The following is a 26,554-nucleotide window of genomic DNA, read 5'->3' as shown; positions in this document are numbered from 1 at the left end:
AGTCAGCCCACGTCAGATTTGCGCGTTTCCCACACCCAAGTCGAACTGCGCTTAATTTAAACAGCCATTGGTTGAGAACGGCGTTTTTCCGAAACGTGCACAACCGAAATGGCCAGCACGGCAGGGCTGCGCTTGCGAGGCCCGGGCAGGGCGCATGTTGCAACGCAACAAATAACCCGGTGCGCCGGCCATTCTCGGCCGGGCCGGCACGGTCTATCGTCCTGCGGAGGCGCGACCGGCCGCCTTTCCCCTTTCGCCCGCAGGCCCCAGGCACCGCATGACCGTCCGCACCCGCTTCGCTCCCTCGCCGACCGGCTTCCTCCATATCGGCGGGGCGCGCACCGCCCTCTTCAACCTCCTCTTCGCCCGCCACCATGGCGGCGAGTACCTGCTCCGCATCGAGGATACGGACAAAGCCCGCAGCACCGACGCCGCCGTCCGGCAGATCCTCGACAGCCTCGCCTGGCTCGGCCTCAGCCCGGACGAGCCGCCGGTCTTCCAGAGCAGCCGCGAATCCCGCCATGCCGAGGTGGCGCGGGAGCTACTGGCCAGCGGCGCCGCCTATCTCGCCTACGACACGCCCGAGGAGCTGGCCGCGCTGCGCGCCGAGGCGGAGGCCGCCAAGCGCCCCTTCAAGTATGACGGCTCGCGCTGGATCGGCCTCGACCCCGCCGCTGCGCCGGCCGACCGCAAGCCCGCCATCCGCCTGAAGGCCCCGCGCGAGGGCTCCACCGTCGTCGAGGATCTGGTCCAGGGCCGCGTCGAGGTCCGCAACAGCGAGCTCGATGACATGATCATCCTTCGCTCGGACGGCACGCCGACCTATCTGCATGCCGTGGTGGTGGACGACCACGACATGGGCATCACCCATGTCATCCGCGGCGACGACCACCTGACCAACACCTTCCGCCAGTGCATGGTCTATGACGCGATGGGCTGGCAGCGGCCGCGTTTCGCCCATATCCCGCTGATCCACGGGGCGGACGGGGCCAAGCTTTCCAAGCGCCACGGCGCCGTCGGCGTGATGGAGTTCGAGGCGCAGGGCTTCCTCCCCGAAGCCGTCTGCAACTACCTGCTCCGCCTCGGCTGGGGTCATGGCGACGAGGAAGTCGTCCCCCGCGACCGCGCCATCGCACTCTTCGACCTGAAGGATGTCGGCCGCGCCGCCGCGCGCATGGACTATGCCAAGCTCACGCATCTCAACGGCGTCTATCTCCGCGCCGCCGATGACGCCCGCCTGACGGAGGATGTGCTGCAGCGCCTTGCCCGGCGCGGCATCGACTACGGCACGCTGGGTGGCGACCGCGTCCGCGCCCTGATGCCGGCGCTGAAGGAGCGGGCGAAGACGCTGGAGGAGCTCGCCTCCTCCGCCGCCTTCGCCGCGCAGGAGGGTCCGCCCCCGATGGACCCGAAGGCAGCCGCCCAGCTGACCCCCGAGGCCAAGGCCCAGCTCACCGACCTCGCCCGCTTCCTCACCGACGCGCCCTGGGAACGGGAGGACCTGATGAACTGGCTGCGCGACTATGCCGATGTGAAGGGGATGAAGCTCGGCCAGGTCGCCCAGCCGCTTCGCATCGCTCTCAGCGGCAGCACCCAGAGCCCGCCGATCGATGCGGTCCTCGCCGCCCTCGGCCGGACCGAGGCGATGGACCGCATCCTCGCCGCGGCGGAGTAGTCAGGCCTCCAGCAGCTCGGGGAAGGGCACGATGGTGCTCTTCACCGTGCGCATCGCCATGGCATCGGCGACCGCCCGCTCAACCCCGTCCTGGTCGAAGGGGTAGATGGTCTGCATCTCGTACCAGGGGTAGCGGTCGCGCGCATGGTCGAGCATGCGGATGCCGAGGGCGAGGTCGTTCTCGGTGAAGGCCCAGGAACCGATGATCACCACATCCTTGGCGACGAAGCGGTGCCAGTTGGTGGCGATGCTCCCCGCATCGGTGAACTGCCCCATCTCGATCAGCGCCGCGCCGTCGCGCAGCATCTCGACCCCTTCCGGCCCCGCGGCGGGATGCCCGGTGCAGTCCATGACCAGATCGGCGCCGTAGCCGCCGACGATCTCGCGGACGCGCGCCACCCGCGCCTCCGACGTCGGGTAGGCCTCGATATCGACCGTGGCCTCCGCCCCGAAGCGCCGCGCCAGCGCCAGCCGCGGCTCCTCCGGCGCGCCGACGCAGATCACCCGCCCCGCCCCCATCTCCCGCGCCGCGGCGATGGCGAGGATGCCGATCGGCCCGCTCCCCTGGATGACGACCGTGTCGCCCCAGCGGAACAGCCCCATCTTCTGCGCGCGCGCAAAGCCGCGGATGCAGGAGGTCAGCGGCTCCGACAGCGCGCCGAGGCGGAGCGGCATGGTCTCCGGCAGCTTGTAGATCTTGGTCCCCGGCAAGGCCTCGAGGTCGACATAGACATACTCCGCCCAGCCACCCCAAAGATGCGGCGGCCGGTCGAAGCCCAGATAGCGGCCGTAATAGACGGGCGTCTGGCAGCGGTTGGAATTCTCCGGGTAATGCCGGCAGTAGTAGCAGTCGCCGCAGGGCATGAAGGGCGGGATCATGATCTTGGACCCGACCGCGATCGGCAGGTCCATCCAGTCCATCTTCAGATCAGGCCCGAGCTCGCGGACGATGCCGGTCATCTCGTGGCCGAGGGTGAAGGGCCAGGGCAGCGGCTTCGGCCAGTGGCCCTTCAGGATGTGCAGGTCCGTCCCGCAGACGCCGCAGGCGCCGATCTGGATCAGCGCCGATTTTCGCCCGACCCTTGGCCAGGGCACCTCGCGGATGACCGGCGGCGCCCCCGGCCCGTCGAAGGTCGCAACACGAATGGGCTTCAATGGCCTCTCCTCCCTGCTGGAAGGGGAGCCTAGGCCGCCAGCGCGGCCCCCGCCAGCCGCGGCAGCAGGACGCGGAGCGGCGCCGGCGCCGCCTGCACCTCCACCGGCAGCAACCCGGCCGGGTCCCCATCGGCCTGGACCGCGACGCCCTCGCCCTCGATCCTGAGCCAGGTCGCATGCCGCAGCGCGAGCCCCGGCATGCGCGGCAGCAAGTTGAGCGGCAGCGCCGCCCCATAGACGGCGGCCGCCACCGGCCCGGAGCCGCGGAACAGCGCCACCTGGAAGCCCGGCCGCGCCATCTCGGCAGCCGGCGCCAGCAGGTGCCGCCCGGCATAGAGCCGTCCCTTGCTGACGATGACAGAGCTTGCCCGCAACTCGCCCTCCTCGAAGACGACGCGGAGCGGCGGGAAGCGGTAGCGCCCCAGCTCCCGCACCGCCTGCCAGACATAGGCGCCGCGCCCGATCCGCTGCTTCAGCCCAAGGTCGAGATTGGCGACGACGGCGGCATCGAAGCCGGCCCCCAGCATCTGCACGAAGAGCCGCGCCGCCCCGTCGGCGAAGCGGGCCTCGCCGGGGTGAACCAGCCGCGCCTCACCCGTCGCCAGCAGCACCGCCGACGCCTCCGGCCGCACCGGGATGCCAAGCTCCCATGCAAAGACATTCGCGGTCCCGAGCGGCAGGACGCCGAGGGTGGTATTCGCCCCCGCAAGCCCTGCAGCCACCTCGGCGATCGTGCCATCCCCGCCGGCCGCGACGACGAGGCCCTTGCCATCCGCCGCGCCCGCCCGCGCCAGCAGCGAGGCATGGCCCGGATGGCCGGTCTCGACCAGGGTGAAGTCCCGCCCAACCCGCCGCAGCACCCGCAGCGCGCGCTCCAGCCGCGCCCGGCGCCGCTGCCCGGCCTTGGGATTGAAGATGATCAGCATGCGGGCTTATCGCAGGGAAGTATGACGATTCGAGGACATGACGCGGTCATCGCCTTGACAACAGCGGTGCGCCGCCGCCGCCATTGTCATCGCGCGGTCATGTCGCAAACTCGTGCTGCCTGTTACTGCACGGTTTCATGAAGGGTTCACGACAGGACTGCCGATCCCGCGTTACCCGCAGGCCGAGGATTGTGTCCGGGGAGTCGCGGCACCCGCCCGCACCCCGGCGAGAGCGAGGGCAGGATCATGCAAGCCGCCGAGGCCAGGACCCGTTACCGCAGCGTCTTCCTCTCCGACACGCATCTCGGCATGCGCGGCTGCCGCGCCGACTACCTCGCCGATTTCCTCCGCAGTACCGACTGCGACCGGCTCTACCTCGTTGGCGACATCGTCGATGGCTGGCGACTGCGCAAGTCCTGGTACTGGGACAGCGACCATGACGACGTGCTGCGCATCCTCCTGAAGCTCGCCCGCTCAGGCACCGAGGTCCTCTATATCCCCGGCAACCATGACGAGATCTTCCGCAGCTGGCTCGGCCAGGGGCTCGAGGTCGCCGGCATCCGCCTGCAGCGCGAGGCGGTGCACGAGGCCGCCGACGGCCGCCGCTTCCTTGTCATCCATGGCGACGAATTCGACGGCGTCATCCGCTACGCCAAGCTCCTCGCCCATCTCGGCGACTGGGCCTATGACATGGCCCTCACGCTGAACCGCTGGTTCAACGCCGCCCGCCGCAAGCTGGGCTATCCCTACTGGTCGCTCTCGCAGTGGCTGAAGCGCCAGGTGAAGGAGGCGGTGAAGGCGATCGACCGCTTCGAGCTGGCGCTGGCCAACGAGGCCGGGCGGCGCGGGCTCGACGGCGTCATCTGCGGCCACATCCACCATGCCGAGATGCGCGACGTCCACGGCATCGCCTACATGAACGACGGCGATTGGGTGGAAAGTTGCACCGCCCTCGTCGAGCATGCCGATGGCCGGTTCGAGCTGGTCGACTGGGTGCGCGAGATGCGGCTCCGCGCCGAGCGGCAGGCGGCGCCCGAGCCCCTGGCCATCGCCCGTGCCTGACCAGCCCATGGCCCTCGCGGCGGCGGCGGCGAAGGACGCCCCGCTCCGCCTGCTGATCGTCACCGACGCCTGGGCGCCGCAGGTCAACGGCGTGGTTCGCACCCTCGGCACCATGGCCGAGATGCTGCGCGCCAACGGCGACACGGTGGAGGTGATCGGCCCCGACCGCTTCCGCAGCATCCCGGCGCCCGGCTACAAGGAGATCCGCCTCGCCATCGCGCCGCGGCGCAAGCTGGCGCGGCTGGTCGATGCCTATATGCCCTGCGCCGTCCACATCGCCACCGAGGGCCCGCTGGGCTGGGCGATGCGCCGCATCTGCCTCAGCCGCAACTGGCCCTTCACCACCGCCTTCCACACCAAATTCGCCGAGTACATGGAGGCGCGCGCCGGCATCCCTGCCGCTTGGTCCTGGCAGGTGCTGCGGCGCTTCCACGCCCCGGCGCAGGCGGTCATGGCGGCAACCCCGAGCCTCCGGCGCGACCTCGCCGCGCGGGGCTTCGCCAAGGTCCGTCCCTGGACCCGCGGCGTCGACCTCGCCCGCTTCCGGCCGGAGCCACGCGAGCCCTTCGAGGGCCTGCCGCGTCCCATCTTCCTCTATGCCGGCCGCATCGCCGTCGAGAAGAACATCGCGGCCTTCCTCGGCCTCGATCTGCCCGGCAGCAAGGTCGTCATCGGCGAGGGACCGCAGCGCGCCGAGCTGCAGGCACGCTTCCCGGGGGCGCATTTCCTCGGCTACCGGGAGAACGGCCTGCTCGCCCGCTCCTATGCCGGCGCCGATGTCTTCGTCTTCCCCTCGCGCACCGACACCTTCGGCCTCGTGCTGCTGGAAGCGCTCGCCAGCGGCACGCCGGTCGCCGCCTTCCCCGTCACGGGCCCGCTCGACGTGGTGACCGACCCGCGCGTCGGCGTGCTGGACGAGGACCTGCGCGCCGCCTGCCTGGCTGCGCTGGAATGCAGCCGCAGCGCCGCCCGCGCCCATGCCGAAGCCTTCTCCTGGGAGGCTTCGATGGCGCAATTTCGTGAAACCCTGGTCCGGTTCGGCAGCTAAGCCGAGACGCACCGGACCGAGAGAGGATCCCGCATGTCGAGCAGCAGCCTCCAGCGGCACGACGCCGCCCATGCCATCGCCAACCTGCCGCTCTTCTTCCGCCGCTGGCTGGCGGACCCGTTGCAGATGGGCTCCATCGTGCCCTCCTCGCGCACCCTCTCCAGCCGCATCGCCGCCCTCGCCGCGGCGGATGGCGACGGCGTGGTGCTCGAGATCGGCGCCGGCACCGGCGTCATCTCCCGCGCTCTGCTCGAGGCCGGCATCGCCCCCGAGCGCCTCGTCATGGTCGAGATCGTGCCCGACATGGCCGACCATCTGCGCGAGAGCCTGCCGGGGACCACCGTGCTCTGCGCCGATGCTTTCGCCCTGCCGCAGCACCTGCCGGAGCGCTTCGCCGGCCGCGTCAGCAGCGTAATCTGCGGCATCCCCCTGGTGCTGCTGCCGCTCGAGCGCCAGCGCCTCTTCGTCAAGGGGGTCGAGCGTGTCGCGCCCGGCCTCGGCTTCCTGCTTTACACCTATTGCATCACCTCGCCGCTGCCGTATGGGAAGCTTGGCCTATCGGCGAAGCGCGAGACCTGGACGCCGAAGAACTTCCCGCCCGCCAGCGTCTGGCGCTACCGCCCCCTGCAACGCGGCTGACACGGAAGGGCCAGACCGGCGCCACATGCGCCGGCCTGGAACGTCCACGACCAGACAAGGAAACGTGTTGGCACAGCGGCGCTGCCGCTCCTGCCGCCCTCCCCCTTTGCAGTCCCGGCACGAGCCTGGGCCCGCTTCCGGGCAGTGTCGGGCTGATCCTGCGGCGCAGGGCTGGGCTGCTCCGAGCCCGCCGGGCGGCGGGAGCTCAGGCGCCGCGCTTGGCGCCGCGCCAGGGAGCCCGGGGGCGGCCGGCGCGGCGCACCACCTGTGCGCCGCTGCGGCCGGCCGCCGTCTCCCCGGCCAGTTCCAAGGTGACCTCGGCCTCCGCCGCGGCCGCCTGCTGGCTCGTCTCCTCGGAGCGCGACGTGCCGCCGTCGATCAGCAGGGCGACGGCCCCATGCGTCTCTTTCACCGCCTCGTCCTGGCGGATGGCGACATGCGGCTGCCCGTCGATGGTGAAGATGCGACGCTGCATGGTCAGCCGCGCGACCTGCTCCTCGGTCGCCGGCAGGAAGGTGCAGCCACGGGCCCGCGCCGCGGCGATCTGCTCGGGAGTCAGTTCCATGTGCCGTCCATAGAGCAAAGCCGCTACCGGTGGAATCACCCCCCGGCCGAATTCCGCGCCGCACCGGTGCCCCCGCTTCACGATGCGGGGCGGCGCTGGCCTTGGCCACGGAGCCCGAAGCCCCGCCGCCGCGCGGCGGAATCTGTTGGGTTGGGCCGGCCGAGGCCATCGGCCTGGCCAGGGCTCAGCCGCCGGCCTGGACGGCGTGGCGCGGGCCTTCCGGGCGGCCCGGTGCCCGGGACATGGCCGGGATGGCGAATATCCGGGTGGTCGGGCGCTCCCGCTGGTACAATGCGGGCCCATGCCCGTGCCCATCGTCATTTGCCTTGGCCATCTTGTCGCCGACCACAGCTTCTGGGTGGAGGATGTCCCCCAGCCCCCGGCCAAGCAGGTGGCCCGGCGCTACGGGCTCGGCGTTGGCGGGCTTGCCGCGAATGCCGCCATCGCCGTCGCCCAGCTCGGCGGCCGAGCTCGTTTTTGGGGCCGCGTCGGCGACGACCGCAACGGTGCCCCGCTGGCCGAGGAGCTGGCCGGCTTCGGCGTCGACACCGGCGCCGTCCGCATCATCCCGGGCGCCCGGACCCCTGTTTCCGCCGTGCTGCTCGACCCGGTGGGCGAGAGGGTGATCATTGCCTTCCGCGGCGAGGGCCTCGACCTCGACCCCGACATCCTGCCGATGGAGACCCTCGGCGAGGCCCGCGCCCTGCTTTGCGACCCGCGCTGGCCCCGCGCCGCGGAGGCCGCGCTGCGCAGCGCCCGCCGCCTCGGCATCCCCAGCGTGCTGGATGCCGAGAAGAGCGAGGCCCGCCTCCTCGCCCGGCTCGTCCCGCTGGTGGACCATGCGATCTTCTCCCAGCCTGGGCTGCAGATCTTCGCCCCCGGCGTCTCGCCCGCCGAGGGGCTGCACCGGGCGCTCGCCGCCGGCGCCCGCCTCGCCGCCGTCACCCGAGGCGAGAACGGCACGCTCTGGCTGGCCGAGGGGATGCAGGCGCCGAGGGAAACACCCGCCTTCCCGGTGGAGGCGACCAACACCGCCGGCGCCGGCGACGTCTTCCACGGCGCCTATGCGCTGGCGCTGGCCGAGGGGAAGGCGCTGCCGGAGGCGATGCGCTTCGCCTCCGCCGCCGGTGCCCTCCGCGCCCAGGACGGCGAAACGCCCGATCGCGCGGCGGTGGAAGCGCTGCTGGCTGGCTTGTAGGACCGATCCAGGGCCGGAAGGGGCTGTCTGCCGCGGCGAAGCAGGCCTGCCGCTCAGTCGATGGTGATGTCGAGCGGCGCCGCCGCCCTGATCCACCGCGCCAGCTCCTGCCGGAGCATGGCGCCGAAGGCCGCGCCATCCGCCCCGTTCGGCACCGCCCCCACCACGTCGAGGCGCGACGTCACGAGGCCGGAGCGCAACGCCCCCGCCGAAGGCCGCGGCCAGCCTTGCCCGGATCGGCTCCGCCAGATGCGCCGGTGCCGAGCCCGGTCAAGATGCTTGCCTCGAAGTCCGGCACCCCGCCTCCACCAGCGTCGGCAGCACCGGGAAGCGCTGCCGCGAGGCCAGCGCCAGCACCTTGAGCTGCCCGGGCGCCACCGCCAGGACCGAGGGCACGGAGACGAGGACCAGCGCGATCCGCGCCGCCGCCGGCGGCATGCCGGCCAGCGCCAGCAGCGGCCGCCGCCCGATCACGGCATGACCGACCGGCCGAGCGACTGCATCAGCCGGTTGGCGTTGGCGAACATGGCGACGGAGTGGATGAGGTCGAGCAGTTCGAGGTCGTCGAGGCCCGCCTCCCGCAGCGGCTTGAGGTCGGCCGCCCCGACCGCCCCCGGCTCCCGCGTCAGCTTCGCCGCGAAATCGACGATCGCCCGCCGCCGCGGCGGGAGCGCCGCGCCGAGCCCCTCCTCCATCAGCCGCTGCATCGCCTCGGCCTCCCTGCTGAGCTCGGCGAAGCGCCGGGCATGGACCGAGGTGCAGTAGACGCAGCCATTGACGATGGAGACGACCGCGGTCGCCAACTCGCGCTCCGCCCTAGGCAGGCCGCGCGCCGCATACATCACGCTGTTGAACAGCGCCCCGCGCTCGCCGAGCGAGGCCGGGTCCTGAGCCAGCGTCAGGAAATAGGTCGAGCGCCGTTGCGCCGGCGGGCAGGCCTCGAGCGCCGCCAGCTGCTCCGGCGTCGCGCTGTCCGCCTCGACGGGCGGGATGCGCGGCTCCCACCCGACCTCCTGCATGGTGAAGCGCGTCATGCGCCGGCTTCCCCCTGCATTGCCCGCAACCCGGCGAGCAGCCTGACCTGGAAGGGGATGAAGGCGACGAGCTGCGTCACCGCCACGATGTCCTGCGGCGACATCCCTGCCGCCGCGAGCGCGTCGATATCCGCCTGGCCGCAGCGCTCCGGCGCCTGGGCGACCATGGCCGCGTAGCGCAGCAGCAGCGCCGTCCGCGGCCCCTCGGGCGGCGAACCCGCCCGCGCCGCCACCGCCTGGCATTCCGCGACGAGCGCCGCATCCCCCTGCTGGCGCGCGACGGTGAGGGCGATCGCCGCCCGCTCCTGCCGGCTGACGCCGCCGGGCGCCTCGGTCAGCACCAGCTCCCGCCAGGCGCCCTGGGCGTGGCGGCGGATCGCGTCCCGCTCCAGCCGCAGCGCGGCGAGGGGCGAGCCCGGCGCGATGCCGAGCAGCCGCTCGACCAGATCCTCTTCGGCCATGCCTATCTCCCTTCCGGCTATTCGTCGCCCAGCAGCTCCGGCGTCGCATAGGCCTCGAGCGCCGCATGGTGCAGCGCCTGGTCCCCGACGAAGAAGGCGCGGGCGATCGCCTCCGCCAGCCGCTTCGCGCCCGCGCTGACGGCGGGGACGTCGCCCGTCACCTTCCCATGGCTCGGCGCTGCCGGATAGTTGAAGCAATCGATGCGGGCGAGGCCCGGCGAGGCCGCGAGTTCCGTCTGCTCCTCCCCAGTCCCGGGCGGGAAGCGGTCGCCCTAGACGCGGAAATGCGGCGCGACCAGCGCCAGCTCCGGCCGCAACCTCGGATCGGCGACGATGTCGATCCCGACGATCAGGGAGTCGATGGTGAGCCGCCCCTCCGGCGTCGCCCCGATAAGCTTCTCGCCCTCCTCGGCGAGGTCCAGCACCGGGCAGCCGAGATGCAGCCGCGCCATCGGGTGCCGCGAGACCCGCAGCGTGCTGTCCCGCGGCGGCGTCTGGGCGCGGAGGACATGGTGCAGGAAGCGCAATCTCCAGGCGTCCGGCAGGACCTCGAAGCCATGCACCACGCCCTGGCTGGAGATGCCGGTGAACTTGTTCACCGCCGGCAGCGCCCGTCGCCGGACGAACAGGTCGAGGCTCGCCGCCCCCGCCTCCAGCGCCGTCGCCGCATTGTCCATGGCGGAGGCCTCACGCCCACCGCCTCGACGCACCGGCCCCTGAATGCGGCGAAGTCGATGTCGTCCCGCGTATGCGCCCAGAAGCGCCGGCCCACCCGTCGTGCCACCTCCGGCACATGGGGCCCGCCGAGCCTGTCCCCCCGCTTGCCAGCACCACCCGCCGCTCTAGGCAGGCCCGAGCGCCGGTCTCCGCGGCAACTAGCCCGTCCGGCCGCGGCCGCTCAACCGCGGCGCCATTCTCCGCCGGCACCCGCATCACCCGCCGGTACCAGCCGAGATAGTCCATCCACTGTGCGCGGGGGATCTTCGCGAGCGCCTCCCAGGCGGCCCTGCCGTGCTGCGCCTCGAACCAGGCGCGGAAGGTGAGCGCGGGCAGACCGAGCGCTGGTGTCCTACTTCAAGGCTCGATGTGCACCGGCGCGCCGCGCAGCGCACGCGCCATGACGGATGGGTCCGGCTCCACCCCGAGCCCCGGCCCCGCGGCACCGCAACCGTCCCGCCCGGGCAGCGCACCCAGGGGTCGAAGGGGTTCGGCTCCATCTCGAGCCAGAGCACCTCGATCATTGGCCGCTCGACGAGCGCCGCCGCGACATGGATGGTGGCGATGAGGCCCGGCCCAAGATACGGGCTGTGCCGCATGACGGTGATGCCATGCGCCTCGCAGAGCGCGATCACCCGCCGCATCTCGCCGATGCCGCCCAGCTTCGTCACGCTCGGCTGCGCGTCGTCGATCGCCCCCGCCTCGATCAGTGCCTAGAAGCCGAAGAGCTCCGCTGTGATGCGCATGGGCCGGGACAGTTCCTTCGCGGCTCTCTCGCCGGAGCCGTCCGTGGCATCCTGCGGCCCTGTGCCGCGGAATCAACCGGCGCCGGCCAGCCGCCGCGCGAAGCCGATGAGCGCGGCCGCCACCGCCTCCGGCTGCTCCGGCAGCAGCGCATGCCCCGCCCGCGGCACCACGACCCGCTCCACCTTCGGCCCGAGCGCCTCGCGCAGCCGCGCCTCCGTCGGCACCGGCGCGATCCTGTCCTCGGCGGCCGCGACATAGAGAACCGCCACCCGCTCAGCGACGCGCTTCCAGGCGCCATCCGTCGCCGCCGTCGCCGCGCGCTGCATCCGCGCGACCGGCGCATGCCAGCCGGCGAGCCAAGCCCGCGCATCGTGCCCCGGCGCGAAATAGCCGCGCTGCAGGTGGCCGAGCCGTTCCGCCTCGCCCAGCGCCGGGTCGAAGCTGCCGTCGATAGAGGCGCGAACCGCCGGGTCGAGCGTTGTGTCGATGGAGGCCGCCAGCAAGGCGACGCCGCGCACCAGCGGCGCCCGCACCACCGCCATCGCGCGCGCCACCCAGTTGCCGAAGGCATGCCCCGCCACCACCGCTGGCCCGCCGATGCCGGCTGCGGCCAGCGCCGCCGCCGCATCCTCGGCGAGGTCGTAGAGCGTCAGCCCCTCCATCCGCCCTGCCGAGCCGCCGACGCCCCGCGGCTCCGGCCGCACCACTCGGAACCCCGCCGCGGCGACCTGCGGCGCGACCGCGTCGAAATCCTCCGCCCCGCGCCCGAGCGAGGGCAGCAGCAGCACCGCAGGCCCCTGGCCCTCCGCCTGCCAGGCGATCCGCGCCGCGCCATGCATGGCGACACCCCGATCCATCATTTCTTCCGCTGCTTTCCCCGCAGCATCCGCTCGGGCATGCTCCGCCGCAACAGCGAGGGGGGAGGAGCCGATGCCCGAGGACGCACCGCCGACCCGCTTCGACCCGCTGCCCTCCGGCATTGCCCCGGTGGTCCCGACGCCGGGCTATCCCGGCACCTTCACCCATACGCCGAGCCAACCGCCCTTCCGCCGCCCGCCCGGCCGCGGCGAGATCACCGGGCCGCTCGCCCTCCACCGCAAGCTGCCCTGCGGAGAGGCGAACCTTGCCGAGCCCGTGCCCGGCCGCCCCGCCATCGGCCAGCTGATCCATATCGAGGGCCAGGTGCTGGACGAGGATGGCCGCCCCATCCCCGATGCGGTGGTGGAGCTCTGGCAGGCCAATGCCGCCGGCCGCTATGCCCACCCGAACGATGCGCGCTCCGCCCCGCTCGACCCGCACTTCATCGGCAACGGGCGGGTGCGGACGGATGCCGAGGGGCGCTACGGCTTCTTCACCATCCGCCCCGGTGCCTATCCGGTGCCGGGCGATGCGGTGTGGTGGCGCCCGCCGCATGTCCACTTCTCCGTCCTTGGCCCCTCCACCCTCTCGCGCCTCGTGACGCAGATGTTCTTCCCGGGCGACCCGCTGAACCGGCTCGACCACATCTTCATGGCCGTGTCCGACGCCGCGGCGCGCGAGCGGCTGGTCGCCCGCGCCCTGCCGCCGGCCGAGATCGGCTCCGGCTGGCTCGGCTACCGGCACGACATCGTGCTGCGCGGCCGGCGGGCGACGCCGCTGCTGCCATGAAGCCGCTCTCCTCCCACACCATCGGTCCCTTCTTCCCGAAAACCTTCTTCCGCGAGGGCGACAACGACCTGACCCGCATCGCGCCGGATGCGGAGCCGAGTCGCCGCGGCACGCGCATCCGCCTGCATGGCCGGGTGCTGCGGGAGGGCGGCCTGCCCTGCGTCAACGCCATCCTCGAAGCCTGGCAGGCCGATGCCGCGGGCCGCTTCCGCCATCCCGCCGACTCGGACTGGGCGGAGGCCGATCCCGATTTCCTGGGCTGGGGCCGCGCCTGGACCGATGCCGAGGGCCGCTTCGAATTCCACACGCTGCTGCCCGGCGGTTTCCTCGACCGCGCGCCGCATGTGAACCTGCTGGTGATGGCCTCCGGCCTCATGCAGCCGGTGGCGACCACCCTCTTCTTCCCGCAATTCGCCGAGGCCAATGCGGCGGACCCGGTGCTCACCCTCCTGCCGCCGCCGCTGCGCCCCCGCCTCGTCGCCCGCCCGGACAATGCCGGCGGCTACCGGCTCGACATCCGCCTCCGCGGGAGCGCCGAGGAGGAGACGCCCTTCTTCGAGAGCTGAGCCGGCTCAGCTGCCGTCCGGCTCGTCCTCCGTCGGCAACTCGCAGCGGTTGTGGATATGCGTCGCCGCAATTGCCGCATGCCCCATGCCGACGACGATCTGGTCGAGCCCGCGCACGATGTCGCCCGCCGCATAGAGGCCGCGCACCGTCGTCTGCGCATGCTCGTCGACCAGCAGCGCGCCGGACGTGTCCTGCTCCGCCCCGAGCTCGAGCGCCAGCTCGGAGCGGTAGTGCAGGCCGAGCGCCGAGTAGAGCACCTCGAAACGGTGCTCCGCGCCATCGCTGCGCAGCGCCGCGATCCGCCCGTCATGGATCTCGAGCCCCGTCACCGGCTCCTCCACGAGGCGGATGCGGTGCCTGGCCGCGACCTCCCGCTCCTCCGGCCCGAGGGCCAGCGGCTGCCCCAGCGTCAGCAGCGTCACGTCGTCGGAATAGGTGCGGGCGATGAAGGCCGCCTCGCCCAGACCGTGCACGCCATGGCCGATGACGGCGATGCGCCGCCCGCGCGACTCATGCCCGTCGCAGATCGGGCAGTAGCGCACCAGGCCGCGCCGCACCGCATCCGGCAGGTCGGGCAGGTCCGGCTCCACATCGACCGCGCCCGTCGCCAGCAGCACGCGCCGTGCCTCGAGCAGGCGCTCGCCGCCCTCCGCTGCCTCCAGCACGGCGGTGAACCGGCCATCCTGCCGGCGCAGCCCCGTCACCCGTCCCGGCACCGGGCGGATGCCGTAGCGCGCCAGGTGCTCCCGCTGCCGGTCGAGGATCTCCGTTCCCGGGATGCCCTCGGCGAAGAAGGGGATGTTGTGGCTGGTCGGGATCCAGGCCGCGCGGGGCTCCCCGGCATCAACCACCGACACGCGCCGGCCGAAGCGCGCCAGGTAGAGCGCCGCCGTCAGCCCCGCCGGCCCACCGCCAATGACCAGTGCATCCAGCCTGCCGCCATCGCGTTCCACCATCAGCCTCCGCCCCTGCGGCACGGCAACGCGGCGCCCGGCGGAAGTTCCAACTGCCTGCGCGACGACCGCGAACGCAGCCCCGGCCACCGAGTTAGGGAGATGAATCGAAGGAGCCGCGCGCCGATGTCGGATCACCCCCCGGAGCTGCCGGACGGCCCGCAGCTGCGGACCATCGCCATGCCGCGCGACGCCAATGCGTCGGGCGACATCTTTGGCGGATGGACACTGTCGCAGATGGACCTGGCCGGCGCGGGCTATGCGGCGGAGCGGGCGCATGGCCGCGTCGCCACCGTCGCCATCGAGGCCATGCGCTTCCTCCGCCCCGTCTTCGTCGGCGACGAGGTCAGCTGCTTCTGCAGCCCGGTCCGCACCGGCGAGACCTCGGTCACCGTCAAGGTGGAGACCTGGGCGCGCGGCCGCGGGCGCGGGCGGCGGCCGGAGAAGGTCACCGAGGGCATCTTCACCTTCGTTGCCATGAACGAGGACGGCCAGCCCAGCCCCTTGCCTGACCAGCCCTGAAGGGCCGGGACAGGGCCATATTTTCCATACGGAGCCACAGCATGACGCTCTTCACCATCGAGGTCGCCGGCCGCCCCCTCCTCGTCTTCCCCGAGAAGAGCAGCGAGGCCGCCGAGGAGCTCGCCACCGAGACCATCGGCCCCGACCTGCAGGATTTCGAGGAGGATGGGGAGCCGCTCTGGGACGGCGAGGAGCCTCTCTCCGTCCGCCCCGCCAACGAGAAGGAAAGCGCAATCTGGGACCAAGGCCTCGCCGAGGCGAAGTCGAGCGGCGACTCCGGCCAGTTCGACCCGGACAGCTATGCCGTCCTGCTCGTCGAGGTGGATGCCGAGGGCGACGAGGAGGAGGACGAGGCCTGACCCCGCCCCCGCCGGCCCGCCATCGCGGGCCGGCCTCGAGTCACGGCCGGGGCCGCCCGGCGGTCACTGGCGCCGGGCCGCATCCGCTGAGCTGAGGATGAAGGCCCTGATCTGCAGCACCTGGGCCTCGTCCAGCCGCCCTGCGAAGCGCGGCATCCCGCTGCCGAGGAAGGCCCCTTCGAGCACCACCTTCGGCAGCTCCTCCAGCAGCTCGCGGTGCGCATAGCCGAGGTTGGGGACGTTGCCGCCATTGTTCACGCCGGGCGCCCCATGGCAGCCGGCGCAGTTCTGCACATAGAGCCCGGCGCCGGCGGGCACGTCCTCGGCCTTGTAGGCGATGCCGCTGACCAGCGGCCGCCGCTCCGCCTGCACCACCGCCGGCATGGGCGCCGTGCCGCCGATGCGGAAGGTGTAGACCCGCCCCGGCGTGACCCGGTCCGTCGCCCGCTGGACGATGCCGTAGACGCCGCCCCACCCGACGGCGATCGAGACATACTGCTCGCCATCGATCTCGTAGGTCGAGGGTGCGGCGACGACGCCGGAGCCGACCGGCACCTCCCACAGCTTCTTCCCGTCGCGCGCGTCATAGGCGATGAAGCGCCCATCCGCCGTGCCCTGGAAGACGAGGTTGCCCGCCGTCGTCAGCGTGCCGCCGTTCCACGGCCCGGAGTAATCGACGCCCCAGGCCTCCATCTGCCGCACCGGGTCCCAGGCGACGAGCCGGCCGAAGGCCTTGGCCTTCGGGTCGACCGCATTGAGGTAGAAGCCGAGATTCCAGCCCGAGGCGCTCTGGAAGCGCATCGGCGAGGAGGCGTTCATCCGCCAGCCCTGGTCGGGCGAGAGCGTCAGCGGCACGCCGTGCACCGGCATGTAGACCAGGCCGGTCTGCGGGTTGAAGGACATCGGGTGCCAGTTGCGCGCCCCGTAGGCGGTCGGGATGGCCTCGAAGGGCTGGTCCACGCTGCGCGCCGCCGGGTTCTCCATCGGCCGGCCTTCGTTGTCATAGCCCGTCGCCCAGTTCACCGCGGTGAAGTTGCGCGCCGAGAGGAATTCGCCCGTCTGCCGGTCGATGACGAAGAAGAAGCCGTTCTTCGGCGCATGCATCACGACCTTCCGCCGCCGCCCGTCGATGTCGAGGTCGGCGAGGATCATCGGCTGGGTGGAGGTGAAATCCCAATGGTCGCCCGGCGTCTCCTGGTAGTGCCAGACATACTGGCCGGTCTCCGGGTTCAGCGCGACGATCGAGCTGAGGTAGAGGTTGTCGCCCCCCGCGGGGCTGCGCAGGTTGCGGTTCCAGGGCGAGCCGTTGCCGGTGCCGACATACATCAGGTTCAGCTCGGGATCGTAGGCCATGGTGTCCCACATCGTCCCGCCGCCGCCCGACTCCCACCAGCGCCCGGCCGGGTCCCAGGTGCGCATGGCCCGCGCCATGCTCTCATCCTCCGGCGGCTTCGAGGGGTCCCCGGGGACGGAGAACCAGCGCCACTTCTGGTCGCCCGTCGCCGCGTCATAGGCGGTGAGGTAGCCGCGGACGCCGTACTCCGCGCCGCCATTGCCGATGATCACCTTGCCGCCGAAGACCCGCGGCGCGCCGGTGATGGTATAGGCCCGGCTCCGGTCGATAATCGTGTCCCGCTCCCAGAGCTTCTGCCCCGTCGCCGCATCGAGCGCGAAGAGACGCCCGTCATAGGAGGCGACGTAGACCTTGCCCTGGTAGACGGCGACACCGCGGTTGACGACGTCGCAGCAACCCCGCTCGCCATGCTCGCGCGGCACCTGCGGGTCGAAGGTCCAGAGCGGCTGCCCGGTCTTCGCGTCGACCGCATGGACGATGCTCCAGGATCCGGTGACATACATCACCCCGCCGACGACCAGCGGCGTCGCCTGCACGCCGCGCCGCGAGCCGAGGTCGTAGGACCAAGCCAGCCCCAGCCGCCCCACCGTGTCGCTGTTCACCGCCCGGAGCGGGCTGAACCGGTTCTCCGAATAGTTCAGCCCGTAGCTCGGCCAGTCGCGGCCGGTGGCGGCATTGGCGATGATGCTCTGCTGGTCGACGGCGCCCGTCGCGGCCCGGATGCGCTCCGGCGTCAGGCCTTGCGCGCCGGCCGTGCCGACGAAGGCGCCGGCGAGCAGCGCCGCAAGGACGGTGCGGTGCAGGGGCATGGATCATCTCCCTCCATATCCGGACCTCGTGGACCGGTTGGAGGAAGCCTAAGCGGGAGTATACGAAAAGCGCAACCGCGGCGTTCGGCCCGCTAGCCTTCCATGCGCCGCCCCGTGAGCAGCCGGAACAGGGCATAGATCACCGGCAGCCCGGCCACGAAGCCCGCCGCGGCGAGGAGCGGCGCCGCCGGCATCCCCGATGCATCGCCTGCCCAGCCCGCGGCCGGCGGCAGCCCGGCATGGCCGACATAGAGCCAGGTGTAGAACAGCCCCATGCCGACGGCGCGGTTCTCCGGCCGCAGTGCCTGCGCCGGCAAGGCCATGATGACGCCGACCGGCAGCCCCGTGGCGAGGCCCGCCACCAGCAGCGCGGCGGCACCGGACCCCACCCCCAGCGCCAGCAGGCAGGCCGCCCAGACCAGGCATCCCCCCACCAGCAGCACGGCCGGCGAGGCCCCGCGCTGCGCCAGCATCCCACCCGCCTGCACCGAGGCGACCGAAAGCCAGGTCGCCACCCCCACCGCCAGCCCGATCCGCGCCGGCGACAGCCCGCCCTGGGCGAGGAAGGTCGGCGCGAAGCCGATCGTCACCGCAAAGCTGCCATTGAGCCCGCCCCACAGCGCCCCGGCGAGGCAGACCAGCGCCACCTCCCGCCCCGAGATGCGCGCCCCGCCCATCGCCCCGCCCGCCGGGGCACCGTCATTCGGATGCCTCCGGTAGCCGAGGCCGAGCACGAGCAGCGCCACCAGCGCCAGCGCCCCCGTCGCCGCAAAGGCCGATGCCCAGCCGGCCGCCGCCGCCAGGGCCCCGAGACTCAGCTGCGCCAGCCCGATGCCGATCGGGAAGGAGTTCACGAAGATCGCCATGGCGAGGACGATCTCCCGCTGCCCGGCGAACCAGTCCGTCACCATCTTCGCCATCAGCACGTTGAGCAGCACCGCGCCGAAGCCGGCCAGCACGCGCCCTGCCGCCAGCCCGGCGAAGCCCGTGGCCAGGCTGGCCACCAGCCCGCCCAAGGCCATCAGCAGCAGCCCCGCGACCACCACCCGCCTGTCGCCGAAGCGCCGCCCGAGCGCCCCGCCCGGCAGGGCCAGCACCAGCCCCGGCAGAAAGTAGAGGCCGATCAGCCCGCCCAGATCGGCCCCGTCGAGCCCCAGCTCCTGCACCAGCATGGGAGACACCGAGGCCACCGACTGGAACTGGAAGCCAAGGCTGGTCCGCGCCGCCGTCAGCACGAGCAGCGCCCGCCATTTCGGGTCCATGGGCCCTCCCTCCGCGGTGGCGGGGAAGCGTCGCCCCGGCCGGTCAGGTGTAGATGAAATCCTTTGCCGCGAGGTAGTGGCCGAGATGCTCGAGGGTGATGGTGCCCCGATGGGGCCCCGGCGCGCCGCCGAGGGTGCCGTAATGGATGACGAGGTCGCCGTCGTCCTCCAGCTGCATGGTCACCGTCCAGGGCGAGACGGCGGTGAACTTGATGTGGTCCTCGCCCTGGTGGAAGTCGCCGATGACATCGCCGATTCCGTCGCTGTCGCCCGGCCCGCCGTTGGCGGACCCGGTGAAGCGGAAGACGTCGGCGCCCAGCCCGCCGATCATGAAGTCGCTGCCGGTGCCGCCGCGGAGGACGTCGTCGCCCGCGCCCCCGAGCAGGACATCCGCCCCCGCGCCGCCGTAGAGGCTGTCACTGCCGGCATTGCCGAACAGCACGTCGTCGCCACCGCCGCCGAACACCATGTCGGCCAGCGCCGAGGCCTGAAAGGTCTCGGATGCATTGGTGCCAAAATACTGGGTCACGTCCGGTATCCCTCGAAGCGGTCATCGCATTCGCAGAATACGTCATCGGAAGGCAGCCAACCGTTCACTCTGGGTTGAGTATACGGTGAAGCGGCAACATTTCCGCTTTGTAATATCGATCCGCAGAACTCTGTCGGGAACTGGCGGAGGGGATGGGATTCGAACCCACGATAGAGGTTGACCCCCTATAACGGTTTAGCAAACCGTCGCCTTCAGCCACTCGGCCACCCCTCCGCAGGTGCAGCACGGCTCACGACGTATGCAGGCCGCTTCATACCGAAGCCCCCCCACCCCGTCAAACCCAACATCCGCTCCCGCCCGCACCGGCACGTTCCGCCAGCCGCACCAGCGCTTGACCCCCGCCCCGCCCCGCCCCACCGTGCGCCCCGGGAGACGGAAGGGGGCTTGATGGCAGGGTCGCGCCTGCACAGGGCAGCGTTCGGCGTGGCGGTGACGGGGGCCTATGGGCTGATCCTGGCGCCTGTGCTGGCCGTGATTGTCATCAGCGTCTTCGCCCAGGAGATCGTCTCCTTCCCGCCGACAGGCCTCACCCTCGCCTGGTACGCCAATGCCTGGGAGAAGCGGGAATTCGCCCGCGGCTTCGCCACCTCGCTGCAACTCGCCCTGGCCGCCACTGCCATCGGCGTCCCGCTCGGCACCGCGGCGTCGCTGGCCCTCTCGCGCGCCCGGCTCAGCGGGCTCCGCGGCACGTTGAACACGCTGCTGCTCGGGCCCCTGGCCGTGCCCGGAGTCGTCGCCGGCACCGCCCTCTACCTGTTCTATGTCCGGGCCGAATTCTGGGTCGATGACGACATCAAGGGCACCCTCCCCGGCCTGGTCGCCGCCCATGTCCTGCTGACGATCCCCTGGACGGTCCGCCTGGTCGCCGCCTCGCTCCAGGGCCTCGACCGTGCAGCGGAGGAGGCGGCGGCCAATCTCGGCGCCCGCCCCTTCACCGTCTTCTGCCGCGTCACCCTGCCGATGCTCCGCCCGGGCGTCGTCGCCGCCTGCCTGTTCAGCTTCATCCAGAGCTTCGAGAATCTCGAGCTGACGCTGCTGCTGGTCGGCCCCGGCCGCACCACCCTGCCCGTCGCCATGCTGAACTACCTGGAGTTCCGCGTGGACCCGACGCTCGCCGCCGTCGCCACCGTGCAGATCGCCCTTGTCGGTGCCCTGATGCTGATCACCGACCGCTTCGTCTCGCTGAGCCGCGTCGTCTGAGGATGGGCACCCTCACCCTCGACGGCCTCAGCCGCCGCTTCGCCAGCACCGTCGCCGTCGAGCGCGTCGACCTCGAGGTGGCAGAGGGCGAATTCGTCGCCCTCCTCGGCCCTTCGGGCTGCGGCAAGACGACGACGCTGCGGATGGTCGCCGGCTTCATCGCGCCGAGCAGCGGCCGCATCCTGATCGCCGGCCGCGACGTGACGCACACGCCGCCGCATGGCCGCGACACGGGCATGGTGTTCCAGTCCTACGCCCTCTTCCCGCACATGACGGTCGGCGAGAATGTCGCCTTCGGCCTCGAGATGCGGAAGGTCGCCCGCGCCGAGCGCGACGCCCGCGTCCGCGAGGCCCTCCGCCTCGCCCGCCTCGAGGGCCTGGCCGACCGCCTGCCCCGTCAGCTCTCCGGCGGCCAGCAGCAGCGCGTGGCCCTCGCCCGCGCCCTCGTCGTCAACCCCGCCGTCTTCCTGCTCGACGAGCCGCTCTCCAACCTCGACGCCAAGCTGCGCGCCGAGGTCCGCATCGAGATCCGCGCGCTGCAGCAGCGGCTCGGCCTCACCACCCTCTTCGTCACCCATGATCAGGAGGAGGCGCTGACCATGGCCGACCGGCTGGTGGTGATGGAGCGCGGCCGCGTCCGCCAGATCGGCACGGCGAAGGCGCTCTACGAGCAGCCGGCCGATGCCTTCGTCGCCGGCTTCATCGGCCGCTGCAACCTGCTGCGCGGCACGCCGGAGGCGCCCGGCGGGTTCCGCACCGCGAGCGGCGCCCTGCTGCCCTGCCTGCCGCAGCCGGCCCGCCCCGGCGACATCCTCGCCCTCCGCCCGGAGCGCATCGCCCTCGCGGCCGCGGGCGACGGCCTCCCTGCCCGCCTTGCCGCCGTCACCTATCTCGGCGCCCAGACCGAGTACCATCTCGACCTCGCCGGTACCCGCCTCGTCGCCGTCGCGCCGACGCCGGCCGAGGGCGACCCCCGCCGCGGCCTCGCTCCCGGCGATGCCGTGCTCGCCCATTGGGATCCGGCCGAGGCCCGCCTCTTGCCGGCCGAGCCCGGCGACCTCCCCGACGACCAGGCCTGAACCCCAGGAGACGCAAGCATGATGCTCACACGCCGCAGCGCCCTCGCCGCCACGCTCACCGCCGGGCTTCCGGGCTTCGCCGCTGCCCAGGGCTCCGGCCAAGTCGTCGTCGGCACCTGGGGCGGCGACTACGGGGACCTGCTCGCCTCCAACATCGACAAGCCGCTGCTCGCCCCGAAGGGGATCGAGGTGCTGCAGGATGTCGGCCCGCAGGACCCGCGCAAGACCAAGCTCATCGCCGAGCGTTCCTCGCGCCGCGGCAGCATGGATGTCTGCTGCCTCTCCGATGTCGACATGTTCACCATGGCGCAGCAGGGCGTCTTCGAGAGCATCGAGGCCGGCCGCGTCCCCAATCTCGGCAAGGCCGTCCCCTCGCTGAAGCGCCCCTATTCCGCGCCGCACATCTACTCGGCCAAGGTCGTGCTCTACAACCCGTCGAAGGTCTCGGCGCCGCCCCAGTCCTATGCCGATCTCTGGGACCCGAAGTATCGCGGCCGCGTCGGCCTGGTCGACATCCTTCACCTGCAGAACATGGAGGCCGCGTCGCTGGTTGCCGGCGGCACCGAGCACGACTACGACCCCGGCAAGAAGAAGCTGATGGAGCTCCGCAGCCTCGACGTGAAGCTCTACCCCTCGAACGAGGCGCTGGCGGCCGCACTCAAGTCCGAGGAGGTTTGGCTGACCATCATGTGGCTCGCCCGCGGCTTCATGTGGAAGAAATCCGGCATTCCCGTCGAGCATGCGGTGCCGAGCGAGGGCGCGACCAGCATCTGCTTCGAGATGGCCGTGCCGAAGAACGCCCGCAATCGCGAAGGCGCCATGGCCTATCTCGACGCCGCGCTCGACGCCCGCGCCCAGACCGCCTTCGCCGACCGCATGGGCTACGCGCCGACCGTCACCGACGCCCAGCTTCCCTCCGAGCTGGCGAAGCAGATCAGCCTGACGCCCGAGCAGCAGGCCAAGCTCCGCACGCCGGACTACGAGTACATCGCCAGGAACCAGGTCGCGCTCATCGATTTCTGGAACAAGGAGTTCAAGCGGTAAGGGGGCGGTGGCCGCCCTCCTCCTCCCCGCGACGCTGCTGGTGCTCGGCCTCCTGGTCGCGCCCATGGCGATGCTGTTCCGCATCAGCCTGAACCGCTACGACGCGGCGCAGATGATGCAGGAGGCGATGAGCGCGGAGAATTACCTCCGCGCCGTCGCCGACCCCTATTACCGCGAGGTGCTGGGGACGACCCTCGGCGTCGCCTTCTCCTGCACCCTGCTGGCCCTGCTGATCGGCTTCCCGGCCGCCTACTGGCTCGCGCGCATGGAGAGCCGGTGGAAGAGCCTCGCCACCATCCTGACGCTCTTCCCACTGCTGGTCGGCAACGTCGTTCGCGCCGCCGGCTGGATGGCGCTCCTCGGCCGCGACGGCGCCATCAACGCTGGCCTGCTCGGCGTGGGCCTCCTCGCCGAGCCCTGGTCGATGCTCTACACCACCGGCGCCGTCATCGTCGGCATCCTCGCCGTCGTCGCCCCCTACATGATCCTGACGCTCGCCGCGGTGATCGAGGGTATCCCCCGCGGCGTCGAGGAGGCAGCAGCCAATCTCGGCGCCGGGCCGTTTGCCGCCTTCCGCCGCGTCGTGCTGCCGCTCGCCCTGCCGGGCGTCGCCGCCGGCTGCGTCCTCGTCTTCATCCTCTGCATGAACGCCTATGCGACGCCGGTGCTGCTCGGAGGCCCGCAGTTCAAGATGATGGCGCCCGCCGTCTATGACCAGTTCGTACGGGGCACCAACTGGCCCTTCGGCGCGGCGCTCGCCTTCCTCCTGCTGATCGTCACCCTGGTGCTGACCGTCATCGGCAGCAGCATCCTCGCCGGCCGCTCGCGCTCCCGCTGAACGCGAAAACCATGCCGGTTACTCCCTTGTGGATATTGCCAGACCGGCCCCGCAATTGCCCGCCAAAGGCTTGGCGAAGCGCCGCACCATCCCGCCTCCTGACAGTTTATAATACTGATTTTGCAGTATTTTTTCTCGCCCTTGTGCGGGCCGTGCCGCATCCAGGCCCACCGTTCCACGTTCTTTCGCCGCAAGCCGCGGACAAGGCGGCCACGCAGTCAACGGAACGGGGATGAACATCATGGCCAATAGCGGCAACAGCAATCCCGGCAACTTCGCCAACGACCGCGAGAAGGCCTCGCGCGCCGGCCAGGCCGGCGGCACCAGCCAGGGCGCCGAGAACAACCCGGGCAACTTCGCCAACGACCGCGAGAAGGCCGCCAAGGCGGGCCGCATCGGCGGTCAGCACCAGGGCAAGGAGAACAACCCGGCGAACTTCGCCAATGACCCCGAGAAGGCCGCCGAGGCGGGCCGCATCGGCGGCCAGAGCCAGGGCAAGGAGAACAACCCGGCGAATTTCGCCAATGACCGCGAGAAGGCCGCCGAAGCGGGCCGCGCGGGCGGGCAGGCCAGCCATGGCGGCGGCGGCTCGCAGGGCAACTCCGGCAACTTCGCCCAGGACCGCGAGAAGGCCAGCGAGGCCGGCAAGAAGGGCGGCCGCAGCTAAGCGGATCGCTTGACGCGATGGCGGGGCCGGCAGCGATGCCGGCCCATTTTTTCTTCCGCAATTCGCATAGCCTGCTAGGCTTCCCCGCAAGATCGGAGGAAGCCCAATGGGACCACTCAAGGGCCTGCGCGTCCTGGAATTTGCTGGCATCGGCCCCGGCCCCTTCTGCGGCATGGTGCTGGCCGATCTCGGCGCCGAGGTCATCCGCCTCGACCGCAAGGGCGCGCCCGCGTCGGCACCCGAGGATTTCGTCCTCCGCGGCCGCCGCAGCCTCGCCCTCGACCTCAAGTCGCCCGCCGCCGTCGAGGCGGCGCTCCGCCTCGTGGAATCTGCCGATGCCCTGATCGAGGGCTTCCGCCCTGGCGTGATGGAACGCCTCGGCCTCGGCCCCGATGCCTGCCTCGCCCGCAACCCGCGCCTCGCCTATGGCCGCATGACCGGCTGGGGCCAGGAGGGCCCGCTCGCCCAGTCCGCCGGCCACGACATCGACTACATCGCCCTCACCGGCGCGCTGCACGCCATCGGCCGCCCCGGCGAGCGCCCCGTCCCCCCGCTGAACCTCGTCGGCGACTATGGCGGCGGCGGCATGCTTCTCGCCCTCGGCCTCCTCGCCGCCATGCTCGAGGCGAAGGGGAGCGGCCGCGGCCAGGTCGTCGACGCCGCCATGGTCGACGGCGCCGCCCTGCTGATGGCACCGATATACGCCATGAAGGCCCGCGGCCGCTGGTCGAACGACCGCGGCACCAACATGCTCGACGGCGGCGCGCCCTGGTACGACACCTATGAATGCGCCGATGGCCGCAGCATCGCGGTCGGCCCCATCGAGCCGCAATTCTTCGCCCTCATGTGCGAGAAGCTCGGCCTCGACACCGCCCGCTTCCCCGACCGCATGTCCCCCGCCGCCTGGCCCGCGCTGAAGGGCGAGCTGATCGCCATCTTCCGCAGCCGCACCCGCGACGACTGGGCCGCGCTGTTCGAGGGGACGGATGCCTGCATCGCCCCCGTCCTCGACATGGACGAGGCGCCGCGCCACCCGCACAACCAGGCCCGCCATACCTTCCTCGTCCGCGACGGCGTCGTGCAGCCCGCCCCGGCCCCCCGCTTCAGCCGGACCCAGGCCGAGCCCGGCCCGCCGGCTCGGCCGGCGACGGAGGACATCCTCGCCGATTGCGGCTTCAGCGCGGGCGAGATCGCCGCCCTCCGCACCGCCGACGCCATCTGACCAAGGGAAGAGACAGGTCATGGACACCAACCCCGCCCTGCCCGGCCGCAGCCTCGCCGGCCCGCGCACCGTCTACACTGCGGACCACGAGATGTTCCGCGACCAGGTCCGCCGCTTCTTCGAGAAGCACATCGTCCCGCATCACCGGCAATGGGAGCGCGACGGCATCGTCCCCCGCAGCGTCTGGCTCGAGGCCGGCGCCGCCGGCCTGCTCTGCCCCATGCTGTCGGAGGAATACGGCGGCGCCGGCGCCGATTTCGGCTACAGCGCCATCATCATCGAGGAGATCGCGCGGACCAACTGCACCGGCCCCGGCTTCCCGCTGCATTCCGACATCGTCGTCCCCTACATCGCCGACCTGGCGACGGCGGAGCGCAAGCGCGACTGGCTGCCGAGGATGGCCCGCGGCGAGATCATCGGCGCCATCGCCATGACCGAGCCCGGCATGGGCAGCGACCTCAAGGCCATGCGCACCACGGCCCGCCGCGAGGGCGACGAGTACGTCATCAACGGCTCCAAGACCTTCATCAGCAACGGCCAGCTCGCCGACCTCGTCATCGTCTGCGCCAAGACCGACCCGAGCGCCGGCCGCCGCGGCATCAGCCTGATCTGCGTCGAGGCGGGCACCCCCGGCTTCACCAGGGGCCGCAACCTCGAGAAGATCGGCCTCCACGCGCAGGACACCTCGGAGCTGTTCTTCGAGGATGTCCGCGTCCCCGTTGGCAACCTGCTCGGCGAGGAGAACAAGGGCTTCTCCTACCTCATCCGCAACCTGCCGCAGGAGCGCCTGGTCATCGCCGTCCGCGCCGCGATGGGGATGGAGGTGATGCTCGAGAAGACCGTCGCCTACACCAAGGAGCGCCAGGCCTTCGGCCAGCCGGTGATCGACTTCCAGCACAACCGCTTCAAGCTCGCCGATGCCAAGGCCCAGGCGACGATGTTCCGCGTCTTCGCCGACCACTGCCTGGCGCTGCACCTCCGCGGCGAGCTGACGGTCGAGCTGGCGGCGACCGCCAAGCTGCTCGGCGCCGAGATGCAGAACCGCCTCTTCGACGACTTCCTCCAGCTGCATGGCGGCTACGGCTACATGGCGGAGTACGAGATCGGCCGCGCATGGGCCGATGCCCGCATCGGCCGCATCTATGGCGGCAGCAGCGAGATCATGCGCGAAATCATCGGCCGGACGCTGTAGAAGCCTGGAAGCCCCGCCGCCCGGCGCGGCGGGGCGACAACGACAAGACCTTCCGGGACGAA

31 protein-coding genes and 1 tRNA gene are annotated in these 26,554 nt (G+C 71.6%); 16 read left to right on the top strand and 16 right to left on the bottom strand.

What is annotated here, in order from left to right:
- Window positions 1-277 precede the first annotated feature (277 nt).
- Window positions 278-1,675 (top strand): glutamate--tRNA ligase, encoded by a 1,398-nt coding sequence (gltX, locus tag AC5JJ1_RS07535; protein ID WP_495784495.1) that lies wholly within the window; start codon window positions 278-280, stop codon window positions 1,673-1,675.
- On the opposite strand, the gene AC5JJ1_RS07530 is transcribed toward gltX, so the two are convergent.
- Window positions 1,676-2,830 carry a zinc-binding dehydrogenase gene (locus tag AC5JJ1_RS07530; protein ID WP_495784494.1) on the bottom strand — a complete coding sequence of 385 codons (1,155 nt, stop codon included), beginning with the start codon at window positions 2,828-2,830 and terminating at the stop codon, window positions 1,676-1,678.
- A 29-nt stretch (window positions 2,831-2,859) separates the two neighbouring features.
- Entirely contained in the window at window positions 2,860-3,756 is an 897-nt protein-coding gene (locus tag AC5JJ1_RS07525) for a diacylglycerol/lipid kinase family protein (RefSeq protein WP_495784493.1), read from the bottom strand.
- A gap of 246 nt (window positions 3,757-4,002) precedes the next feature.
- On the opposite strand from AC5JJ1_RS07525, the gene AC5JJ1_RS07520 reads away from it, so the two are divergent.
- Genes AC5JJ1_RS07520 through AC5JJ1_RS07510 form a run of 3 tightly spaced genes read left to right on the top strand, consistent with a single transcriptional unit; the run spans window position 4,003 to window position 6,505 of the window.
- The gene (locus tag AC5JJ1_RS07520) at window positions 4,003-4,818 is read left to right on the top strand and encodes a UDP-2,3-diacylglucosamine diphosphatase (RefSeq protein WP_495784492.1); all 816 of its coding nucleotides are present in this window, start codon (window positions 4,003-4,005) and stop codon (window positions 4,816-4,818) included.
- A gap of 7 nt (window positions 4,819-4,825) precedes the next feature.
- A complete protein-coding gene (locus AC5JJ1_RS07515; RefSeq protein ID WP_495784491.1) occupies window positions 4,826-5,866 on the top strand; it encodes a glycosyltransferase family 4 protein in 1,041 nt (346 codons plus the stop codon).
- Between the two features lie 33 nt (window positions 5,867-5,899).
- Window positions 5,900-6,505: a class I SAM-dependent methyltransferase gene (locus AC5JJ1_RS07510; RefSeq protein ID WP_495784490.1), complete on the top strand. Its 606-nt coding sequence runs from the start codon at window positions 5,900-5,902 to the stop codon at window positions 6,503-6,505.
- A 205-nt stretch (window positions 6,506-6,710) separates the two neighbouring features.
- Here AC5JJ1_RS07510 and AC5JJ1_RS07505 read toward each other — a convergent pair whose 3' ends face one another.
- Entirely contained in the window at window positions 6,711-7,070 is a 360-nt protein-coding gene (locus tag AC5JJ1_RS07505) for a hypothetical protein (RefSeq protein WP_495784489.1), read from the bottom strand.
- A 301-nt stretch (window positions 7,071-7,371) separates the two neighbouring features.
- Between AC5JJ1_RS07505 and AC5JJ1_RS07500 the strand changes: the two genes are divergently transcribed.
- Complete coding sequence (locus tag AC5JJ1_RS07500) at window positions 7,372-8,268, top strand: PfkB family carbohydrate kinase (protein ID WP_495784488.1); 897 nt, start codon at window positions 7,372-7,374, stop codon at window positions 8,266-8,268.
- A 53-nt stretch (window positions 8,269-8,321) separates the two neighbouring features.
- Here AC5JJ1_RS07500 and AC5JJ1_RS07495 read toward each other — a convergent pair whose 3' ends face one another.
- The 8 genes from AC5JJ1_RS07495 to AC5JJ1_RS07460 form a co-directional block, all read right to left on the bottom strand.
- The gene (locus AC5JJ1_RS07495) at window positions 8,322-8,468 is read right to left on the bottom strand and encodes a hypothetical protein (protein ID WP_495784487.1); all 147 of its coding nucleotides are present in this window, start codon (window positions 8,466-8,468) and stop codon (window positions 8,322-8,324) included.
- Window positions 8,469-8,538: 70 nt separating this feature from the next.
- Window positions 8,539-8,742 carry a hypothetical protein gene (locus AC5JJ1_RS07490; protein WP_495784486.1) on the bottom strand — a complete coding sequence of 68 codons (204 nt, stop codon included), beginning with the start codon at window positions 8,740-8,742 and terminating at the stop codon, window positions 8,539-8,541.
- Complete coding sequence (locus AC5JJ1_RS07485) at window positions 8,739-9,302, bottom strand: peroxidase-related enzyme (protein ID WP_495784485.1); 564 nt, start codon at window positions 9,300-9,302, stop codon at window positions 8,739-8,741. The genes AC5JJ1_RS07490 and AC5JJ1_RS07485 overlap by 4 nt, the downstream gene beginning before the upstream one ends.
- A complete protein-coding gene (locus AC5JJ1_RS07480) occupies window positions 9,299-9,763 on the bottom strand; it encodes a CMD domain-containing protein (RefSeq protein WP_495784484.1) in 465 nt (154 codons plus the stop codon). The genes AC5JJ1_RS07485 and AC5JJ1_RS07480 overlap by 4 nt, the downstream gene beginning before the upstream one ends.
- Window positions 9,764-9,780: 17 nt before the next feature.
- Entirely contained in the window at window positions 9,781-9,924 is a 144-nt protein-coding gene (locus tag AC5JJ1_RS07475) for a hypothetical protein (RefSeq protein WP_495784483.1), read from the bottom strand.
- 111 nt (window positions 9,925-10,035) lie between these two features.
- The gene (locus AC5JJ1_RS07470) at window positions 10,036-10,440 is read right to left on the bottom strand and encodes a hypothetical protein (RefSeq protein ID WP_495784482.1); all 405 of its coding nucleotides are present in this window, start codon (window positions 10,438-10,440) and stop codon (window positions 10,036-10,038) included.
- Between the two features lie 255 nt (window positions 10,441-10,695).
- Window positions 10,696-11,151, bottom strand: coding sequence for an enolase C-terminal domain-like protein (locus tag AC5JJ1_RS07465; protein ID WP_495784481.1), 456 nt, complete (start codon window positions 11,149-11,151; stop codon window positions 10,696-10,698).
- 147 nt (window positions 11,152-11,298) lie between these two features.
- Entirely contained in the window at window positions 11,299-12,087 is a 789-nt protein-coding gene (locus AC5JJ1_RS07460; protein ID WP_495784480.1) for an alpha/beta fold hydrolase, read from the bottom strand.
- 70 nt (window positions 12,088-12,157) lie between these two features.
- Here AC5JJ1_RS07460 and AC5JJ1_RS07455 point away from each other — a divergent pair, with 70 nt between their 5' ends.
- Together AC5JJ1_RS07455 and pcaG are read left to right on the top strand one after the other, a co-directional pair.
- Window positions 12,158-12,874: a dioxygenase family protein gene (locus AC5JJ1_RS07455; protein WP_495784479.1), complete on the top strand. Its 717-nt coding sequence runs from the start codon at window positions 12,158-12,160 to the stop codon at window positions 12,872-12,874.
- Window positions 12,871-13,440: a protocatechuate 3,4-dioxygenase subunit alpha gene (pcaG, locus tag AC5JJ1_RS07450; protein WP_495784478.1), complete on the top strand. Its 570-nt coding sequence runs from the start codon at window positions 12,871-12,873 to the stop codon at window positions 13,438-13,440. The genes AC5JJ1_RS07455 and pcaG overlap by 4 nt, the downstream gene beginning before the upstream one ends.
- A gap of 6 nt (window positions 13,441-13,446) precedes the next feature.
- On the opposite strand, the gene AC5JJ1_RS07445 is transcribed toward pcaG, so the two are convergent.
- Window positions 13,447-14,397, bottom strand: a complete 951-nt coding sequence (locus tag AC5JJ1_RS07445; protein WP_495784477.1) for an NAD(P)/FAD-dependent oxidoreductase — start codon at window positions 14,395-14,397, stop codon at window positions 13,447-13,449.
- A gap of 123 nt (window positions 14,398-14,520) precedes the next feature.
- On the opposite strand from AC5JJ1_RS07445, the gene AC5JJ1_RS07440 reads away from it, so the two are divergent.
- Together AC5JJ1_RS07440 and AC5JJ1_RS07435 are read left to right on the top strand one after the other, a co-directional pair.
- Window positions 14,521-14,916: an acyl-CoA thioesterase gene (locus AC5JJ1_RS07440; RefSeq protein ID WP_495784476.1), complete on the top strand. Its 396-nt coding sequence runs from the start codon at window positions 14,521-14,523 to the stop codon at window positions 14,914-14,916.
- Window positions 14,917-14,957: 41 nt separating this feature from the next.
- Window positions 14,958-15,275 carry a hypothetical protein gene (locus tag AC5JJ1_RS07435; RefSeq protein ID WP_495784475.1) on the top strand — a complete coding sequence of 106 codons (318 nt, stop codon included), beginning with the start codon at window positions 14,958-14,960 and terminating at the stop codon, window positions 15,273-15,275.
- Between the two features lie 63 nt (window positions 15,276-15,338).
- On the opposite strand, the gene AC5JJ1_RS07430 is transcribed toward AC5JJ1_RS07435, so the two are convergent.
- The 4 genes from AC5JJ1_RS07430 to AC5JJ1_RS07415 all read right to left on the bottom strand — a co-directional run bounded on the left by AC5JJ1_RS07430 (window position 15,339) and on the right by AC5JJ1_RS07415 (window position 19,463).
- Entirely contained in the window at window positions 15,339-17,438 is a 2,100-nt protein-coding gene (locus AC5JJ1_RS07430; protein ID WP_495784474.1) for a PQQ-dependent dehydrogenase, methanol/ethanol family, read from the bottom strand.
- Between the two features lie 92 nt (window positions 17,439-17,530).
- Window positions 17,531-18,700 carry an MFS transporter gene (locus AC5JJ1_RS07425; protein WP_495784473.1) on the bottom strand — a complete coding sequence of 390 codons (1,170 nt, stop codon included), beginning with the start codon at window positions 18,698-18,700 and terminating at the stop codon, window positions 17,531-17,533.
- A 43-nt stretch (window positions 18,701-18,743) separates the two neighbouring features.
- Window positions 18,744-19,229 carry a calcium-binding protein gene (locus AC5JJ1_RS07420; RefSeq protein ID WP_495784472.1) on the bottom strand — a complete coding sequence of 162 codons (486 nt, stop codon included), beginning with the start codon at window positions 19,227-19,229 and terminating at the stop codon, window positions 18,744-18,746.
- Window positions 19,230-19,370: 141 nt separating this feature from the next.
- Window positions 19,371-19,463, bottom strand: a tRNA-Ser gene (locus AC5JJ1_RS07415).
- Between the two features lie 174 nt (window positions 19,464-19,637).
- Between AC5JJ1_RS07415 and AC5JJ1_RS07410 the strand changes: the two genes are divergently transcribed.
- The 7 genes from AC5JJ1_RS07410 (at window position 19,638) to AC5JJ1_RS07380 (ending at window position 26,492) form a co-directional block, all read left to right on the top strand.
- Window positions 19,638-20,450, top strand: a complete 813-nt coding sequence (locus AC5JJ1_RS07410; protein ID WP_495784471.1) for an ABC transporter permease — start codon at window positions 19,638-19,640, stop codon at window positions 20,448-20,450.
- A 2-nt stretch (window positions 20,451-20,452) separates the two neighbouring features.
- Window positions 20,453-21,529: an ABC transporter ATP-binding protein gene (locus AC5JJ1_RS07405; protein WP_495784470.1), complete on the top strand. Its 1,077-nt coding sequence runs from the start codon at window positions 20,453-20,455 to the stop codon at window positions 21,527-21,529.
- Between the two features lie 18 nt (window positions 21,530-21,547).
- Window positions 21,548-22,573: an ABC transporter substrate-binding protein gene (locus AC5JJ1_RS07400; protein ID WP_495784469.1), complete on the top strand. Its 1,026-nt coding sequence runs from the start codon at window positions 21,548-21,550 to the stop codon at window positions 22,571-22,573.
- A gap of 7 nt (window positions 22,574-22,580) precedes the next feature.
- Complete coding sequence (locus tag AC5JJ1_RS07395) at window positions 22,581-23,411, top strand: ABC transporter permease (protein ID WP_495784468.1); 831 nt, start codon at window positions 22,581-22,583, stop codon at window positions 23,409-23,411.
- A gap of 241 nt (window positions 23,412-23,652) precedes the next feature.
- The gene (locus AC5JJ1_RS07390) at window positions 23,653-24,078 is read left to right on the top strand and encodes a con-10 family general stress protein (protein ID WP_495784467.1); all 426 of its coding nucleotides are present in this window, start codon (window positions 23,653-23,655) and stop codon (window positions 24,076-24,078) included.
- A gap of 106 nt (window positions 24,079-24,184) precedes the next feature.
- A complete protein-coding gene (locus AC5JJ1_RS07385; RefSeq protein ID WP_495784466.1) occupies window positions 24,185-25,300 on the top strand; it encodes a CaiB/BaiF CoA transferase family protein in 1,116 nt (371 codons plus the stop codon).
- A gap of 19 nt (window positions 25,301-25,319) precedes the next feature.
- Complete coding sequence (locus AC5JJ1_RS07380) at window positions 25,320-26,492, top strand: acyl-CoA dehydrogenase family protein (RefSeq protein ID WP_495784465.1); 1,173 nt, start codon at window positions 25,320-25,322, stop codon at window positions 26,490-26,492.
- The last annotated feature ends 62 nt before the right edge of the window (window positions 26,493-26,554 follow it).

This window comes from Belnapia sp., assembly GCF_059504005.1.
Note: the sequence above shows the minus strand (reverse complement) of the source record. Positions and strands in the feature narration are given on the sequence as shown.